The following is an 18,309-nucleotide window of genomic DNA, read 5'->3' as shown; positions in this document are numbered from 1 at the left end:
TCATCTTTGTTACAACTAACGACTATACTACTGATTTATCCCTATCCGTAATTTATAACAACTGACGGGACATGAATTATTTTTCGATATTTTGCTCAATTTGAAACTTTTTGATATATGTTTCCGTATCATCTCAGTATTTAATAATTTCTTAACATGAGGTTTTATAATGAAAAAATTTGTATTTGTCACGCTTGTATTATTCTTTATTGTTTGTATGAAGACTTTTTCCAACGATAGACAGGAAACGCTTTTTGGTGGCGATTCAGTCACTTGGGGTGGTTTTGGTGCTCCGGAATTCAAATTGTCCGAAGTGAACGGCGAATTTGCTTTGTATCTTGGCGGACGCGGTGGTGTTATTATCAATAATAGCTTTATTATCGGTTTAGCCGGCTATGGAGTGGTCACAAGCCACGAATTGGAAAATTATCATATCTCAGGTTATGCAGATTCGAGCGCTTATTTGCGAGTTGGATACGGTGGACTTTATCTCGGATATACCATTAATCCCCATAAAGTGGTTCATATCACAACCGGTCTGATTATTGGCGGCGGTGGCGCATTATACACCAGAGCTTATGCACATCATGAAGATGATTATGAATCTCGGAACAAGCAAAAGTTCACATACGAAAGCTCGCCGTTTATGGTTATTGAGCCATCAATTGGTGCAGAGCTCAATATTACAAAATTTATGCGTTTTGAAGTGGGAGCTTCCTATAAAATAATATCATATGTAGAACTGCCCGTAACAAAAAATAGCGATATTTCAGGTTTATCGGGTTATATAACATTCAAATTCGGTAAATTCTAAATCTCTACTTATAGCAACAGTCTATATTGAAAATGCCTCGATGAAGAGGTTCCCAAGACTCATACGTTGATTTTTTCGCGTATGAGTTTTTTTATTTGTTAAAATTTTTTATGTACCGTTGTGGAATGCAATATTACTGAATTTTCAATTCAATATTATAAATTTCCAAGCGTAACTATAATTATTTTACAACATATTTATGGATAGATTATGAAAGAAGAACAAATAGATTGGACATCGTTCCGCAAGAGAATTTTTATTGCAAAGCCAATGGATGAGCTTTATTCTGCATGGGCAACCAAACTCCAAATCGAATCGTGGTTCCTGGAAAAAGCAGATTATTACGCTCCGGAAGATAGAATCCGTCGTGCTGATGAGCTAATTCAAAAAGGGGACAAATACCTTTGGAAATGGAATAATTGGGACTTAGCCGAAGAAGGTGAGATTTTGGAGGCTAATGGGATAGACTCAATTTCATTCACTTTCGGCAAAGGTGGTAATGTACACATTTATTTGCACAAATTAGACAATGGCACAGAAGTATTATTGATACAAGATAATATCCCAACCGACGAAGTCAGCAAATTGAATTATTATGTCGAATGCAGCACCGGTTGGACATTTTGGCTTGCGAATTTAAAAGCTTGGTTGGAACATGGCATTACACTAAACGCAGTTGGAATTGCCCATTCTGATACTAAGGATTTGGTCAATAGTTGATGGGATTTTTCAATAATATTTTTTAAAAAGGGTTGGTTTTTTGCAACAATTCATTGTGAACAAAAATTAGGAATAAATATGTTTATTGAATACAAAAAAAATGTCGAAGATACATTTAAGGATCTGCAACTGCTTTTCGACGATGAAGTAAGCATAAGACATAATCCTAAGAAGTGGACTAAGAAAGAAATTCTTGGACATCTTTGCGATTCGGCTATTAATAATTATTACCGATTTATGCACTTGCAAAATGCAAAGGAGCCATTTGAAATCATTGAATACAAACAACGCACTTGGGTTGATTATGCTGACTATCAAAACAGAAATTGGGATGATATTTGTTCTTTCTGGTATCTCTTGAATTCTTCGATTATTACAATACTCCAGAATTCGTATAGTTCAAATTCCTCAAAATCTGTAATTATTGAAGGTGAAGTTAAAACCTTCGAATTTCTGGTCGAAGATTATTATGTTCATATGAACCATCACTTGAAACAGATATTTACCAATACATAGACTCAGTATGAAGCTGAATTTTCAAGTAAAATTATGATTAAAACTATCAGATTCGACACTAAACTGGGTGAAATGTTAGCCTGTGCTACTGCTGACGGGCTGTGTCTATTAGAATTTACTGACCGCAGAATACTTGAGTGGGAATTTAAAGATATATCCAAAAGGTTGAATGATGCGATTGAACCCGGTGAAAATGAACACCTCAAACAAATCCGCGCTGAAATAGCTGAATATATGGAAGGAAAACGGAAGCATTTCAATGTCCCTTTAGTGCCTCTCGGTACTGAATTCCAACAATCGGTTTGGAAGGTTTTGCAAAAAATTCCATATGGTGATACTTGGAGTTATCTACAACTTGCCAATAAAATTAGCAACCCGAATGCAGTCAGAGCAGTTGCCTCTGCAAATGGTTTTAACAAGATTGGGATTGTAATTCCTTGCCATCGAGTTCTTGGTAGCAATGGGAAATTGATAGGCTATGGTGGAGGATTGGAACGCAAGAAATGGCTTCTGGATTTAGAATCTCACAATGCTTTATTCTAATTTTTGCCCATATCGTTCTTTTCCTAATAAACTTAAACTAAACAATATCTTTTATCGTTGAAAAATCATCCAAGCAATAATTAGGAGTATTTGTTGGAAATCAGAAAAGCAAACATCAGTGATTTGGGTGCAATAACCGAAATTTATAATCAGGCAATACTCACCAAGAATGCGACTGCTGATATATTTCCTATAGAAGCTAATAGTCGCGTTGATTGGTTCAATGAACATACACCCGATAAGTACCCGATTTTTGTCGCTGTTATCGAGAATCAAGTCGTAGGTTGGATTTCGCTAAGTCCATACAGAAAGGGTAGAGCGGCATTGCGTTACACAGCTGAAGTTAGCTACTACCTTCATGCCGATTTTCAGGGTCGCAAAATTGGCAGCCAATTGTTAGAATTTGTGATAAACGAATGTCCGAAATATCAAATCAAAACATTATTTTCAATCATACTCGAGCATAATATCGTTAGTATCAAATTAATGAAAAAATTCGGCTTTGAGCAATGGGCTTATTTGCCGAATGTGGCAGATTTCGATGGTGTGGAATATGGGCAAGTTTATTATGGAAGAAGAGTTTGTGATTAGATAAATATTAGTAGCAATAATAAACTATTTTCTTTATTGTTTCGTTTGGGCGAATATATTTATTTTATTTCATTTTTAGCTACGAAATGATTAAGACTATAATTACCCTGATACTGTTTATCTCTGCTTTTGTTGCCATTAGGTCGCAAACCGTGAACCCAAATTACGATTCTACATTGGCAAAATCATTACAGGCTGATGATTACGGTATGAAATCATACATTCTGGCTATACTGAAATCCGGTCCCAACAAATCAGCTGATAAAGCTATAATTGATAGTTGCTTCAGAGGGCACATGAGTAACATCAAACGCTTGGTTGCCGAAGAAAAATTAATCGTTGCCGGACCTCTCGGCAAAAATGAAAATTCGTATCGCGGTATATTTATTCTCAATGTTCAATCAATCAAAGAAGCCGAAGATTTGCTCCAAACTGACCCTGCAATCAAGGAAAAGTTATTGGAAGCTGATTTGTATAAATGGTATGGTTCGGCGGCGTTGCCCAAATATCTCGAATCTTCCGACAAAATTTGGAAACTTAGTCCCTAATTTCATTTTTCATTTATTAATATTGGAATATGTATATGTCAATTCAAGTAAACCCGGTAAATTGGTTCGAAATTTACGTTCAAGATATTAACAGAGCTCAACATTTTTATCAAACTGTTTTAAATGTAGAGATGATGAATTTAGACGTCCCATCGGAAAGTGACGAAGTATTTAAAATGGTTTCTTTCCCGTATGAAGAAAATGGTCCCAATGCGACCGGTGCACTTGTCCAATTTGCGGGTGTCCCTTCGGGTAGTAATAGCACTTTGGTTTATTTCGATTGCGAAGATTGTGCTACCGAGCAAAGCCGTGTCGAAAGTGCAGGCGGTAAAATTATTAAAGAAAAATTTGCAATTGGAATGTATGGATTTTGTGCTATTTGTCTGGATACCGAAGGAAATGCTTTCGGCTTACACTCAATGAAATAATTTTTTGGGAGCTTCAATGAATAATTATAAAATTGAATTGAAATGGGCAATCATTTATTGTGTGTTAGTGCTTTTGTGGATGACAATGGAAGTATTGCTTGGGCTGCATGGCGAGCATATAGACTTACACTTGGTTACAACCATGTTCTTCTTGGTGCCGATGATAATTTTATACATTTTCGCATTGCTCGACAAAAAGAAAAATTATTACGACGGTAATATGACTTATATGAAAGGTTTTGCTACCGTAGTTATTATTACAGTGATTATTGTTCTTCTCAGCCCTCTTACTCAATACATTACATCCGAATTCATTACACCGGATTTCTTCAACAATGCTATTGAATACGCAACTTCTACAGCTCAGATGACTCATGAGCAAGCTCAAGCACACTTTAATTTGACAAACTATATGATTCAGGGCTTTTTCGGTTCATTAGTCGTTGGTGTATTGTTTAGTGCTATAATTGCTATTTTCATACGTACAAAATCAGATAAATATGTTCAAAAAGTATCTGACAATTAATCATTTTTTAAACTCTTTTAGGAATTTTTGATATGACTGTAATAAACGTTTACCTTAACTTTAAGGGTAATTGCGAAGAAGCTTTCAATTTCTATAAATCAGTTCTTGGCGGCGAATTTTCTTATGTCGGCAGATTCGGTGAAATGCCGCCACAGGAAGGAATGCCACCAATGCCACCCGAAATGGCTAATCAAATAATGCACATTTCATTACCTATTAGCAAGGAAACAATCTTGATGGGTAGCGACACAGCTGGTGAATGGGCTCCACAATTTTTGCAAGGCAATAATTTCTCTGTTTCAATCGATACCGATAGCAAAGACAATGCAGACCGCTTATTCAATGGGCTTTCAGCCGGTGGACAAGTGATAATGCCAATGGCAGATGTTTTTTGGGGCTCTTATTTCGGTATGTTCACTGACAAATTCGGCGTGAATTGGATGGTAAGTTACAGTACGGAATAAAGTGACATTTGATAGCTTGCCTCATATTTTTTCAAGCAAAAGTGCATTTTGTAAAAGTGCACTTTTTTTATGCTATGCAATGTCCGCTGCGAATTGAAATTGAGAAATTTTCATTTTTTATTCTTTATGAAAATACTCATAGAGCATGATTTGAGCACCTCAAATCTAATATCTGTTCATTCTGAATAAACTAATACATATTTTACTTCGTTTGAAAATTATATGTATCGTTTGTTAGATTAAATTCGGTGCAAATTTATTTGTTTGAAAAATTTGAATATTGGAATAATCGGGATTAATTATGATAGCATTACTAGCTTATAATGAGAACAGAACAAGTACCCCAGCCTGATGAGTTTAATTGATATTTGCATTTTCATTGTTTACTTCGCCTTAATGCTCGGAGTAGGCATCTATTTCTTCAAAAAGAACAAAAACGTCGAAGACTACTATGTAGGCGGTCGCTCACTTGGCAGTTGGCATATTGGCTTATCCGTAGTCGCCACAGATGTTGGTGGTGGCTTTTCAATCGGACTTGGCGGATTAGGCTTTACGATTGGTTTAGCAGGCTCGTGGATGCTTTTTACCGGATTAATCGGTGCATGGCTTAGTGCAATTTTCTTAATTCCAATCATTAGCAAAATTTCTACCAAACATAAATTTTTCACTCTACCACAGATTTTCGAGCATTTTTACAACAGTAAGGTTGCATTGATTGCCGGAATAATTTCTGCCATCGGATATATCGGCTTTACAAGTTCCCAATTGTTAGCCGGTGCAAAATTAGCTTCTGCAACATTTGTCGAAATTGATTTGGTAACTGCCCTTATAATTATGGGAGTTATTGCCGTTGTTTACACAGGGATTGGCGGCTTGAAAGCTGTGATTTATACCGATACAATTCAATGGATTATCCTTATGTCCGGATTGATTTTAATCGGAATCCCGATTGCATATAATGCTATTGGTGGATTTGATGCAATTAGAGCAACTCTCGGTGGGGAATTTTTGTCATTTTCAAATGTTACCTGGCAACAGATTGTTAATTGGGGAGTTACAATTATCCCGATTTGGTTTGTCGGGATGACATTATACCAAAGGATATTTGCCTCCAGAAGCGAAAAAGAGGCTAAGAAAGCTTGGTTTATAGCCGGGTTATTCGAATGGCCCATAATGGCGTTTATGGGTGTGACGCTTGGATTATTTTCTCGAGTCGCATTCGAAAACGGGATGTTTGCCGAACTTGGCTATGCGGCAGGCTCCGTAATGGATGCCGAGATGGGATTGCCGGTGTTGTTGAACACAGTTTTGCCGGTCGGGCTTTTGGGCATTATGCTGTCAGCGTATTTTTCAGCCATATTATCAACTGCCGATAGCTGTCTAATGGCGGCTTCCGGGAATGTTCAAACTGATATTTTAGGCAAACTCTTCAAGTTTAAAACTGACACGAAATCGCATTTGCGTTCTTCACAATTTATTACGATTGGAATCGGTGTGTTGGCTTTGTTGCTTGCATCGGTGATGACAAATGTGCTTGAATTAATGCTTTATTCTTATGCTTTTATGGTGTCGGGATTGTTTGTTCCTATTTTAGTTGGATTATACGGAAGTAAACCAAACCCTAACGCAGCAATTGCGGCAATGATTCTTGGTGGAAGCACGACTGTAGCATTGGTAATTGCAAATATCAAGTTACCATTCGATTTAGATGCCAATATTTTCGGGATTCTAACTTCAGCTATTATATATTTTGGGGTGGATTCTCTTTATAAAAATAATAATGAAAAATAAAAAAATAACAGACTTGAGACATTGGCTTCACAAGCATCCTGAACTTTCACACAAGGAATTCCAAACTGTTGAGCGAATTTCCGATTTTATAAATGCAGCCTCGCCCGATGAAATTATTTCACTTGGCTCCACAGGGAAAGCATTCGTATTCAATGGTAAGGAAAAGGGCAAAACCCTGATGTTCAGAGCCGAACTCGATGCCTTGCCAATATCTGAAGAATCATCGCTTGAGTATGCCTCACAAAATTCCAATGTTGCACATTCTTGCGGGCATGACGGACACATGGCTATAGTTGCCGGGCTTGCTTTGAAAATCGCAGAAAAAAGACCCGAAAAGGGGAGAGTTATCTTGCTTTTTCAGCCTGCAGAAGAAGTTGGTGAAGGTGCTCGTGAAATCGTCAATGACCCTGCTTTCAATGCTATTGCTCCGGATTATATTTTTGCGCTGCATAATATTCCGGGTGTCGAAATAAATCATATACTACTCAAATCTGATACTTTTGCTGCCGCATCAAAAGGGATGACTGTAAAACTTTTCGGGAAAACTTCTCATGCAGCAGAACCTGAAAACGGCATTAGCCCTGTTTATGCAATTCAGCACATAATAAAAAATCTTTCCGAATTAGCCTCAGACAAAAGTCTATTTCGTGACATGATTTTGCTTACATTTATTCACATTCGGATGGGCGAAATCGCTTTCGGGACAAGTCCCGGCTATGCTGAAATCATGATTACTTTACGCGCTTTTGATAATGATGATATGGATTTTTTGACCCGCCAATCTGAGCAAATTATCTCGAAAATAACTCAAGATGAAAAACTCAAGTTTGAGATTTCATATAGCGAAGTGTTTCCGGCTGTTGTCAATCAAGACGATTGTGTGAAATTAGTCGTCCAAGCTGCTAAGGAGAATAATCTTGTTATAAAAAATCTAAAAACGCCTTTCAAATGGTCGGAAGATTTCTCATATTTCACACAAAATCATCACGGTTGTATGTTTGGCTTAGGTGCCGGAGTTAATCAAGCACAGCTTCATAACAGTGATTACGACTTCCCTGACGAATTATTAGAATCGGGAATTAACATGTTTTTCTCTATTTACAACAAAATAAATTTTTAAACCATGCAAGAAAGCTCCCTTATAACGCTAAAAGAAAAATCCGTAGAAAATAACATCAATTTTTTGAAAAAAAAACTTGGGAAAAAAGTCAAAATATCGGCTGTAGTCAAAGCCAATGCATACGGTCACGGAATTGAACACATTGTACCATTGTTTGAAAAACATGGTATTGACCATTTTTCAGTATTTTATTACCAAGAGGCTGTTCGCGTTTATGAGAGTTTGTCCGGTGAAGCTACTATTATGATTATGGGCTGGATAGCGGACAACGATATGCGAGATACTATCCATAAAGGTTTTGAATTCTACATTTTCAACGTTGGGCGATTAAAAACTGCTTTGGAAATTGCCCATCAACTTGGTATCAGAGCCAAAATCCATCTTGAAGCCGAAACAGGAATGAATCGTACAGGATTGAATTTGGATGAATTCAATGAATCAATCCGTCTGATTAAAGATAATCCCGACTGTGTAGAGGTTGTGGGTTTTTGCACTCATCTTGCAGGAGCCGAAAGTATCTCTAATCACTATAGAATTCAGAAGCAATTGAAAAAATACTTCAAATTGCTGGATGTCCTGGAATCGCATGAAATCAAGCCGAAATTCAAACATGTGGCAAATTCCGCAGCGGCATTTGTATATCCTGCTTCGAGGTTGGATTTAGTCAGAATTGGGATTATGATTTACGGCTTTTGGTCGAGCACAGAAACTTTCATCCAATATCTTGAAAAAAAAGTGAACAAAAATGACCCTTTGGATAGAATTCTCGGGTGGAGAACTCAAATCATGGCAACAAAAAAAATCAAAGCCGGCGAATTTGTCAGTTACGGAATTTCCTACCTTGCACAAAACGACATTGTAACCGCTGTTTTGCCAATCGGATACGCGGGTGGATATATCCGTTCCTTGAGCAACAAAGGGCAAGTGCTGCTTCATGGTCAACTATGCAGAGTCATTGGTGTGGTAAATATGAATATGATAATTATTGATATTACTCATATTTCGGACGTCGAAATTGGAGACGAAGTTGTAATCATCGGTCGTCAAGGTGACTTAGAGATTAAGGTTGGTGCATTCAGCGATATCAGCAACAAACTTAATTATGAAGTTTTGGCAAATTTGCCGCCAAACATTGACAGAAAGATTTTGAGTATTTAAATGATTCACATAAACAATAGCATTTTGGATTTACTGAATTCCACTCTTAAATATCGTTTTAATGCACATTTTGTTAATAATTCGTTAATTATTCGTACTTTTATAGAATTATCATAACATTATTGATTGAATATGGCATTGAAGTTAGAATTTGAAGAACAAGGTTTGTGGCTTTTCAAGTACAGAGGCATTCTACCGATTGCTCTTTTGATATTAGGATTAGCTTTGTACCTTAAAACGGTAGTCTATCCCGAGACATTCATCCTGCGAGGAACTTTGTACGAAACATACTATGTCTATTTTTGCCTATTAGTCAGCTTAATCGGCTTGGCAATTAGGGTCTATACCGTTGGCTTCACGCCCAAAAATACTTCGGGTCGAAACGAGGACGAGCAAGTCGCAGATACTTTGAATACTACGGGAATCTATTCAATAGTCAGACATCCATTGTATTTGGGGAATTTATTCATGTGGCTTGGTCCGGCAATGTTGACGGGGCAATTTTGGTTTGTTATCGCATTCGGATTGTTTTATTGGGTGTATTACGAGAGAATTATGTTTGCTGAAGAACAGTTTCTAACACGCAAATTCGGCAAAACATATACAGATTGGGCAGACAAAGTCCCTGCATTCATACCAAATTTCCGAAATTCCCGCCGTTCCAATTTATCATTTAGCTGGAAAAAAGTACTCAAACAAGAAAAAAACGGTTTAGTTGCTGTCTTTTTGATTTTTGCAATTTTCGATGCTTCCGGTCAACTTGTCAATGGCACAAGCGATTTCAACTACTTTTTATTAGCCGCTTTTGTTGTTACAGGAGTCCTATACCTTGTACTGCGATATTTAAAAAACAATACTTCGATGCTAAACGAATCGGGAAGATAGGGCTAAATTTCTCACCTTGATGATTTCTACATTTTTTTTATTTTGTCTCGCCCAAAATTTATAAAGCAAATTATAAATTTCAACTTTTTCAATTTGTGAAAATATTCTCAACAAATAATTTGATTTCAATTGGATTATTCAATTAAATAAATTATGTTTGAAAAAGCGAATTACAAAATATTTATAAATTTCTAACAGGGGTTCATATGAAAAAATCGCTCTACATTCTATTAGTCATACTAATATCGGCTACAATCGCATCTGCACAAGTCGCAGAGGTCTCTAAGTCAATCATTTCAAAGAAAACTGCAACTTGGTGCGGACCATGTGGTACTTGGGGAGTTGAGTTACAAAATCAGGTCTATTCTGATAATACTTCGAAAGCTGTTATTATGGAAGTTCATAGTTCATCTTCGAGTGCACTGTATAATCCACACGCCTTGGAATTTCAAAATGCGTTTCCGGCTGTCAGCAGTGTACCGGCATGGTATTGCAACGGAATGAACTTGACACAATATGCACAAACCGGTGGGATTTATACTAATTCAACTCGCACGAGAATAAAAACCGTAACCGATAGTACTTATAATCTCAAACCGGTAGCCAATGCCATAGCAGAGTACGAAATCATTGATGATAAAATCAAAATCTCTACCGAAACGAAATTTTTTGACGATGCTTCAGGCGAATTTTATTTAGCTGTAATGTTAATCGAAGACGAAGTCGTTGCTCCCCAAGCCGGAATAGGCAATAATGCTGTCCACCACAATGTTTTCAGAGGTGCGGTTACATCGTCGGTTTTTGGCGAATTAATAAGCGAAGTTGATATCACAAAAGATGCAATTTTTGAGAAAAATTACGAATTCACTCTAAATTCCAACTGGAATAAGGACAAAATAAAACCCATCCTTACAATTTGGAAAAAAATAGATGGGAAACATACTTTCGTCAATGCTTCAAATGATGTTTTGAATGTAACCTCTGTAGATGATTTATCGCAATCAGCTTTCAAAGTATATCCAAATCCGGCAAGCGATTATATCATGATTCCTGCCATTGATTTACCTTCTGATTATGCAACCGTGCAAATTTTCGATGTTTTAGGTGTACCGGTTTTTTCAACTTCAATTGACAACTTAGCCACGAGCAATCAAATAAATGTCAAGCATTTGCCTATAGGTATGTACTATGTTAGATTTGGTAATCAAACTGTTCCATTGCAAATTATAAGATGATATTGGAATTTATAATTAAGGCTTTTGAATTATTAAAGATTAAAAATTATTACAAATGGCTGTCTCACAAGGCAGCCATTAGTTTTATACTGTCATAAATATAATATCTAAACGAATCCGGAAGTTAAATCACTTAACTAACCACGGAGCTTCATAGTTCGGTGGTCTATAAATTATTTCAGGGGTACTGGGTCTGAACTGAATATCAATATTTTCGATTTTTCCATCTTCGATTTTGTATAATAATGATTGGTAAGGTCGGAAAACAAGCTCAATTTCGTAATCCGAACCATCGTAATTGATTTTTACAGGCAAAGTTTCTGTCTCCGTTTCAAAAGATTGACCATATTCCATCGGGAATTTTATCCTGTCAGCCTTCGGATTTGCAAAGAAAATATATAGAGTTCCATCATCTTTTCTGCACCAATGTCGTGGGATTTTTTTGCCTGTTATGAATGGTATTAGGAAATCGGGCATTTCCTTGAAAAAGAATTGGTCAAAGTCCGGTATTTGCTGACCACTTATAACATCAATCAATTTTTCGAATCCCGGTTGCTCGGTAACTTTTTTCATAATTACATTCAATCCATCCCATGAGAATTTTTGTATTAATGCCTTAGTATCGTATTCTAAGTAATTTACATCTACATACAGGAATTTGAATTGTTCATTACCAACGTGCAGCAAACCGTCTTTCACATATGCTTTGGACAAAAATTCATGATTTATCCAAACCGGATTGTAGCCGTCTAATTCTTCCGGAAAATACACATAACGCATCTCGTAAAAGCCCCAAGCCCATTTGAATTGCATATCTTTGGGCATAATGCCGGCTTTCCACGCATCTTCTGTGGGTAGATAAACTGCGACATCCGAATAAGTCGTGCCTTTTCGCATGTAACTCTGAACGGTTTCCAAATACTTATTGAAATCCTTAATCTCGTCAGCAAGCATTCCATCATCGCCAATATGAGTTGTAGCGTAAAAATTCACTGTGTCCACATCCTTAGGATTATGAGCTTTACCGTGCCAAATTATATGGTTAATTCCATTAGCAAATAAGGCATCGGCGACCAATTTCAAATCTGCCGTTTGCTCTTTTCGGATATAATCTCGGGGCCAACCATAGATGCAAGTGAAAGTCTCGGACGATGTTATACTTTTGCCCGAAAGTAAAGTTGCTGAAGACGGTATGGCGCAAAATTCGGGTTCAAATAACATTGATTCACCTTCAGGAATATCCATCAGAGCGTACCCCGAAATTAAATCGCAAGGTGCTCCCGAGACTTGCCCACGCGACATAATGCCAACAGAATTAAGCGTGGAATCAAAATCCCGATAGAATCTCAAGACTTTTTCGGAGATTAATTTCATATAATCGTATAAATATTCGCTATTTTTAGGCTCGTATATTTCATTCATATAAGGTGTTATGTCATAGTTAAATTTCTTTTGGAAATCCTTGTCAAAGTCTTTGCACCAAAGTTTCTCGGTTTCAACTTCCCAACTGTCAATGAAATATGAGTTCGTGAATTGCGTTTTCGGTCGTGGAAAAGCATTCAAAAGCCTGTCAAAATACGGCAAATAATGCTCCGGCGTTAAATGGTCTATTACGTACCCGACTTTTGGATGTTCCCAAGATAATCGGATTTGTTGCCGCCAATCAGGTTCGCCGTATCTCTGAGTTGCTTGCTCGAATGAAGTTTTTGTATCGCCGAAGGGCCACAAAGTACCAAAGGTCATATCGCATCCCAAACCGATAGATTCGGCATACATGGCTGCAAATTCGACGATGTCTTGCCATTCGGGGCTGAGCCATTCTTGTCGCGGAGTATATGAGGTGTCTTCGGGATTAAAGCGATTCAATGGGTAAACCCAAGCTAACTCCACACCTCCAAAGCCATGCTCTTTGAGCCAATCCAAGTTATACTTTACGTCATCCTCTTGAATCATCGAAGCAAACCACCAATATCGCGCATATGGTTTGGAATTAATTTTGAGTTCATGCTCGGACTTGGCAGCATCCTCTTGAGCAGCAACAGCATTAATGGCTATCGCAAATATAGCGAGTAAGATTATTTTCATTTCATATCTCAGATTAACTCCGACAAACTTAGTGAAATTGAAATTAGCTACCAAATTTTTGATTATAATTTTCATTAACATTTGAACTTGTAAATAAAAGAGTACCAAAAGCGTTTGAACATTATTAGATATGTATAAAATCTTGTTTTTCAACTTATAACGGATTTGAATATGGAAGCCCAGTTATTATTTTCGGAAAAACAGAAATTCACTCAATGGTGGATTTGGGGCATTATCTTGCTGATTAACTCAATTTGGATAGTTGCAATCTTTGTCCAACTTATCGGCGGGACTCCCTTTGGCAACAACCCAATGAGCGATGTGGGTATCATAATTACTGCGATTCTAACGATTTTGCTCTCAGTATTTATGAGGTCAATCCGCTTAGATACACAAATTCGTTCAGACGGGATATACGTAAAATTTTTCCCTTTCTATCTCAAATTCAAAAAATACTTTTGGTATGAAATTTCAGCTTGTTATTTGAGAGAATACAAGCCTATAAAGGAATATGGCGGATGGGGTATACGAGGATTCCTCAAAAATAGAGCCTTAAATGTATCCGGCAACCAAGGGCTACAACTGATTTTCACCGACAACAAAAAACTTCTCATCGGCACAAACAAACCCGATGAAATGAAACAAACCTTGATGAATTTAGGGAAGTTGACGGAATGAGAGGCTTGTATTACTCCCTCTCCTGAGTTCAAATTTGTAGGGATAGAACAGCGTTCTGTCCGATACATAGCCCACGAATTTATTCGTGGGTAAATTTTTTTATAACGAGGCAATCGCTCCCTGAGCCTGTCGAAGGGTGAGATAGCGAGCGCAGCAGACGGGGTGGATGTTTTTGGTTTTATCCCACGGTTGAAACCGTGGGCTATGTTTAATCCACCACCAAAAATTTACTAACATATTCTTTGCTTCCGTCCTTGATATGTAAGAAATAAGTACCACTCAATAGTTTTATGGGAATTCGTAATTCACCTATTGATGGATTCAAATTCATATTGCGAAGCACTCTGCCATTGATGTCGGTTATACTGCAATTGATATGATTTGTTCCAAACGTATAATTTTTGATATTTATCGTATTGTTAATATACTCAACAGTAAACGGGTTTGGTATTTCTGATTCTATACTTGCACCCGTTAAGATTTTTTCAAAATCATAACAGTAAATCACGCCATAATTGACTATCATTGTATTTTTAGCTTCGTTGTAATCAGATATTCCTGATGAATTGTTTTTTGTGAAAATTATTTGGTCATTATTTAGTTTAACAAGATTAAAAACTGGTGGTTGTGCATACCCATTACCTAAAGCAACATATTCATTTGTAATAAAACCAAAACCGGAAGTAGGGAATTTACCACTATTTTTGCTATAATTTTTATAAAGAGAATAATCATCAGTGTTATAAATATATAAATTGTCTAAATACACCTGAAACCCTACCAATCTTGAATCGGGTGAGAATTTGATTGAGCGAACTGAATTAAAGTTTTCTTTTGTACTCAAAATCTTGATTGATTCAAGAGTTAAAGCATCCCATAAAATTAATCGTGTATATTCATTGTCATCCATATCAAAAAATCTACCTCCTGTTGCAACAAATCTACCGTCAGGAGAAACAGATATCGCCCCTGAGGTTGTACTTGATATTTGTTGTGTACTTGTTGAATATCTTTTAGTTTCTATATTATATGATTGTAATTTAAGATTTCCTTTTAATTCACCGATTTTCTCTATGACAAAATAAATAAGCGTTTTGCTGTCAGGCATAAATTGAGGGAAAGTATTTTCATTTGTAAATCGTGTAATGACTTCTTCAGTTTCGTAGTCAATTACACATCTTTGGTCAGTGAGTGCTGAGATATATTTACCATCAGGGCTTACGTCATAAATGATAAGTTGATATGGGAACTCTCTAATGATTTCACCTGTGTTGCCGTCCAGTTCAAATCCTGTACTCCCTTTTCCTGCAAGAATATTGCCGTTGGGGTGTACAAGGAATCGGTCATAGAAATTCTCCGTCTTCCAAAGTAGGTTTGGGTCAGGTTCGTCTGCCCATACAGGGTTGCAATATAGCATTACTGCTACTATATATATAAATGCTCGTTTCATAAATTCTCCCTGAAAAACATGTTCCGTATATATACTATGACACATGAAAGTGCAATTTATCTCAAAATTAGGGAAAAAAATCCATTTCTGTCAACATATTTTAGGACTTAAAAAGACAACACACCCCCTAACCCCCTCTTGATAGAGGGGGAACGGGTTTTGGGGTATTTTTGAATTTTTCCCACGGTTGAAACCATGGGCTATGTTTGGGACTGAACAGCGTTTATTCATCCGATGACTTGGATTTAACAAGTGAATTATCTCTAACAAATGTGCAACACCTGTGACGCTTGGAGTCATCGGATGAATTATCAATTACATCAATTTTACTTTCCCACGGTTGAAACCATGGGCTATGTTTTGGACAAAACGCTGTTGCGGTACCTACATTTCAGATGTGCCACAAGCCTTGTAGGAAAGAAATTATAAATGGTTAAGCTAACAATACCTTAGCTATTTAGAAATATTAGAAAATAATTGTGTATAATACATAAATATATTATATTTACATTGTATTAAATAACAATTTGGACTTAGTTATGAAGAATTTAAAAGTTTTTCCTAAGTTGTTTATCTCAGGTTTCATTCTTGCCTTTATGATGTCATTATTGACTCATTGCCCTGAAAGCAATCCTGTGATACCGGTTGATGAAACCGCTGTGGAAACCCCCGCCCTGAAACAGTTAAGTGACGAAGTAATCAACGCTTTCAAAAGTGGAAGCAAGGATGCCGTACTTAATTTGCTTTATGATGACTACAAGTTTATTTACGCCGACTTTGATGCTACTACCGAACAAATGCAAAAATTTGCTGATGCTATCAACAATCGAAAGATAATTTTTGCCAACGAGTTATACGCAGAATACGAAATCACAATTGACCAACAAACTTACACGATAGTATATTCCAATTTTGGTGATGGTAACTGGGTACTGCAGAGATTTTAAAGGAGCTGCTATTATGAAAGTAAGAAATTTGATTTTTTTGCTAATAGGATTTATATCCTATTTTGTACTACAATATGCAGTAGTTAGCTATGACCACACTAAATCTCACAAATCTTTTAATTTGGCTATGGTCAATAGATTTGAGGAATATTTCAAAGGTGGTACAAATGACGAAAAATTCAAGAATTATCAGTTTACATTTGATGATAAACTGGCAATAGGTCCTTCAGGTAAGCATAAACTGACAGGCTTGGCATTGACTAACTCAGGTTATTTTGACGCTACAATTGAAAATACAAATGTAACTATGTTGCCACGGGAATGGATTGAACATGGAGGCTATTCTGCTGATGAGCCTCAAATTCCATCTGCAACAAAACATTTTTACGACCCCGTTGCATTAAGTGGCGTACATTACCTTACAAATCGTGGAACTTATTGGGAAGGGCTATATCCAAATCCCGGAATCAATGCAATTGAATGGGCTCTTGGCGATACACCTAAAGGCTCAGGAAATAGCTGGAGTTTAGACAGAGGTAAGCTATATATGGAACTTGCTTTGATTGTAAAAGATTCAATTGAGAAAAACAAGTACTTTGCGAATGCCTACCGTTGCCTTGGCGAAGTATTGCATAATACGGCTGATATGGGATTGCCTTCCCATGTGCGTAATGACAGCCATGCCGCACCGGTAGGATTAACAATTGGAAAGCTTACAAATTTCGGAAGTCCCGACCCACACGAGGAACAATTTGCTCCATACTTAGTTGGAAGATTTATGAACGATAATCCTGACCCTGATTTGTCAGATATTTTTAATAATGCCCAATCAATCAGAACGATTAATGAATCGCTTGCTAAATTTACGAACAAATATTTTTTCACAAACGAGACAATAAACGGCATACAATTATTGAGCAATGGCAAAACCAAAACTATAACGCCTATTAACGGTGCCGATGGTTTATACCCCGAACCACGAATTGAAAATATTAACTATGATGTTAATAATTATAGTTATTACAAAGTGTTTCCAAGTGGCAGGACAGTGATTTTAGCTCGTGACAGATGGTATTTTGGTATGGGGCAAAGCTATCCTTTCGTAGATAAAGTATCTGCAATATCGCAGTCTTCCGAACTTGTTCCGAATATTATTCACGCCGGAATTAATGTAATCCGACTTTTCATTCCTCACCTTAAGGTAGAAATGGAAAATATTGATGATTTGTCGGATAGTGTTAGTGTTAAAGTTACACACATTCCTGATTCTGAGTACAAAAGCGAGTTCTCTTATAGTGGACCGGTGAGATTTATGGTCAATAACAAACTTAATGATTCAATTTTATATATTGAACATGGCGAATTTAAGGGTGTGTTACCCTTCCAAATCAAAAACGGTGATAAGATTAAAGCCTTCTTGGATTTACCGGGCTTTGTTGTTAATGCCGAAAAAGAAACTGTAATCAAAATGAATCCACTTTGGGGGATTTGGTATATTCGTGAGGTGCTTGATTCATCGGATGACCCGGCAGCACCTGCGAAAGGCACTGTATTTACAGGGACCAAATTTTACAAAGTTTTGCCAAATGGTATGGTTAGAATTACAAATCTTGATGGCTCAAAATTAATGCAACTTAAACTCGAAAATACAGGTTTAGAATTTTTGATTACCGGAAGTTCGGAAACACAGTCCGTATTATCAAGCAGGTAATCTAAATTCAAATCAAGAAACTTGGTCTGCATATACAGTAAGCGAATACAGACAAGGAAACGTTATTTATAACAGGAAATATAATACCACAGGCAGCCG

The 18,309-nt window shown here is 36.8% G+C and carries 19 protein-coding genes; 17 read left to right on the top strand and 2 right to left on the bottom strand.

The genetic code is table 11. From position 1 onward, the window contains the following. Positions 1 to 169: 169 nt before the first annotated feature. The 14 genes from M9949_01495 (at position 170) to M9949_01430 (ending at position 11,339) form a co-directional block, all read left to right on the top strand. Positions 170 to 814: a hypothetical protein gene (locus tag M9949_01495; GenBank protein ID MCO5250076.1), complete on the top strand. Its 645-nt coding sequence runs from the start codon at positions 170 to 172 to the stop codon at positions 812 to 814. A 210-nt stretch (positions 815 to 1,024) separates the two neighbouring features. Continuing rightward, a complete protein-coding gene (locus tag M9949_01490; GenBank protein MCO5250075.1) occupies positions 1,025 to 1,534 on the top strand; it encodes an SRPBCC domain-containing protein in 510 nt (169 codons plus the stop codon). Between the two features lie 78 nt (positions 1,535 to 1,612). After that, entirely contained in the window at positions 1,613 to 2,050 is a 438-nt protein-coding gene (locus M9949_01485; GenBank protein MCO5250074.1) for a DinB family protein, read from the top strand. Between the two features lie 33 nt (positions 2,051 to 2,083). Beyond that, the gene (locus M9949_01480) at positions 2,084 to 2,593 is read left to right on the top strand and encodes a methylated-DNA--[protein]-cysteine S-methyltransferase (protein ID MCO5250073.1); all 510 of its coding nucleotides are present in this window, start codon (positions 2,084 to 2,086) and stop codon (positions 2,591 to 2,593) included. Positions 2,594 to 2,686: 93 nt separating this feature from the next. After that, complete coding sequence (locus M9949_01475) at positions 2,687 to 3,184, top strand: N-acetyltransferase family protein (protein MCO5250072.1); 498 nt, start codon at positions 2,687 to 2,689, stop codon at positions 3,182 to 3,184. 86 nt (positions 3,185 to 3,270) lie between these two features. Further along, positions 3,271 to 3,732 carry a hypothetical protein gene (locus tag M9949_01470; GenBank protein MCO5250071.1) on the top strand — a complete coding sequence of 154 codons (462 nt, stop codon included), beginning with the start codon at positions 3,271 to 3,273 and terminating at the stop codon, positions 3,730 to 3,732. A gap of 41 nt (positions 3,733 to 3,773) precedes the next feature. After that, entirely contained in the window at positions 3,774 to 4,160 is a 387-nt protein-coding gene (locus tag M9949_01465; GenBank protein MCO5250070.1) for a VOC family protein, read from the top strand. 16 nt (positions 4,161 to 4,176) lie between these two features. Next, entirely contained in the window at positions 4,177 to 4,686 is a 510-nt protein-coding gene (locus M9949_01460; protein MCO5250069.1) for a DUF4199 domain-containing protein, read from the top strand. Between the two features lie 32 nt (positions 4,687 to 4,718). Then, positions 4,719 to 5,150: a VOC family protein gene (locus M9949_01455; protein MCO5250068.1), complete on the top strand. Its 432-nt coding sequence runs from the start codon at positions 4,719 to 4,721 to the stop codon at positions 5,148 to 5,150. Between the two features lie 351 nt (positions 5,151 to 5,501). Continuing rightward, positions 5,502 to 6,941 carry a sodium:solute symporter family protein gene (locus M9949_01450; GenBank protein ID MCO5250067.1) on the top strand — a complete coding sequence of 480 codons (1,440 nt, stop codon included), beginning with the start codon at positions 5,502 to 5,504 and terminating at the stop codon, positions 6,939 to 6,941. After that, positions 6,931 to 8,061, top strand: coding sequence for an amidohydrolase (locus tag M9949_01445; protein ID MCO5250066.1), 1,131 nt, complete (start codon positions 6,931 to 6,933; stop codon positions 8,059 to 8,061). The genes M9949_01450 and M9949_01445 overlap by 11 nt, the downstream gene beginning before the upstream one ends. 63 nt (positions 8,062 to 8,124) lie before the next feature. Beyond that, complete coding sequence (gene alr, locus M9949_01440) at positions 8,125 to 9,219, top strand: alanine racemase (GenBank protein ID MCO5250065.1); 1,095 nt, start codon at positions 8,125 to 8,127, stop codon at positions 9,217 to 9,219. A gap of 132 nt (positions 9,220 to 9,351) precedes the next feature. Beyond that, positions 9,352 to 10,104, top strand: a complete 753-nt coding sequence (locus tag M9949_01435) for an isoprenylcysteine carboxylmethyltransferase family protein (GenBank protein ID MCO5250064.1) — start codon at positions 9,352 to 9,354, stop codon at positions 10,102 to 10,104. A 206-nt stretch (positions 10,105 to 10,310) separates the two neighbouring features. Beyond that, positions 10,311 to 11,339 (top strand): Omp28-related outer membrane protein, encoded by a 1,029-nt coding sequence (locus M9949_01430; GenBank protein MCO5250063.1) that lies wholly within the window; start codon positions 10,311 to 10,313, stop codon positions 11,337 to 11,339. 129 nt (positions 11,340 to 11,468) lie between these two features. Here M9949_01430 and M9949_01425 read toward each other — a convergent pair whose 3' ends face one another. After that, a complete protein-coding gene (locus tag M9949_01425) occupies positions 11,469 to 13,424 on the bottom strand; it encodes a hypothetical protein (GenBank protein MCO5250062.1) in 1,956 nt (651 codons plus the stop codon). 171 nt (positions 13,425 to 13,595) lie between these two features. Between M9949_01425 and M9949_01420 the strand changes: the two genes are divergently transcribed. Then, positions 13,596 to 14,102 (top strand): DUF6141 family protein, encoded by a 507-nt coding sequence (locus M9949_01420; GenBank protein ID MCO5250061.1) that lies wholly within the window; start codon positions 13,596 to 13,598, stop codon positions 14,100 to 14,102. Between the two features lie 208 nt (positions 14,103 to 14,310). On the opposite strand, the gene M9949_01415 is transcribed toward M9949_01420, so the two are convergent. Then, positions 14,311 to 15,552, bottom strand: coding sequence for a T9SS type A sorting domain-containing protein (locus M9949_01415; GenBank protein MCO5250060.1), 1,242 nt, complete (start codon positions 15,550 to 15,552; stop codon positions 14,311 to 14,313). 539 nt (positions 15,553 to 16,091) lie between these two features. On the opposite strand from M9949_01415, the gene M9949_01410 reads away from it, so the two are divergent. Both M9949_01410 and M9949_01405 read left to right on the top strand, forming a co-directional pair. Further along, entirely contained in the window at positions 16,092 to 16,499 is a 408-nt protein-coding gene (locus tag M9949_01410; protein ID MCO5250059.1) for a hypothetical protein, read from the top strand. 13 nt (positions 16,500 to 16,512) lie between these two features. Beyond that, positions 16,513 to 18,210: a hypothetical protein gene (locus M9949_01405; protein MCO5250058.1), complete on the top strand. Its 1,698-nt coding sequence runs from the start codon at positions 16,513 to 16,515 to the stop codon at positions 18,208 to 18,210. Positions 18,211 to 18,309: the final 99 nt, after the last annotated feature.

This window comes from Candidatus Kapaibacterium sp. (genome assembly GCA_023957315.1).
Taxonomy (GTDB): domain Bacteria; phylum Bacteroidota; class Ignavibacteria; order Kapaibacteriales; family UBA2268; genus PGYU01.
This window is presented reverse-complemented; position numbering and strand designations above follow the sequence as displayed.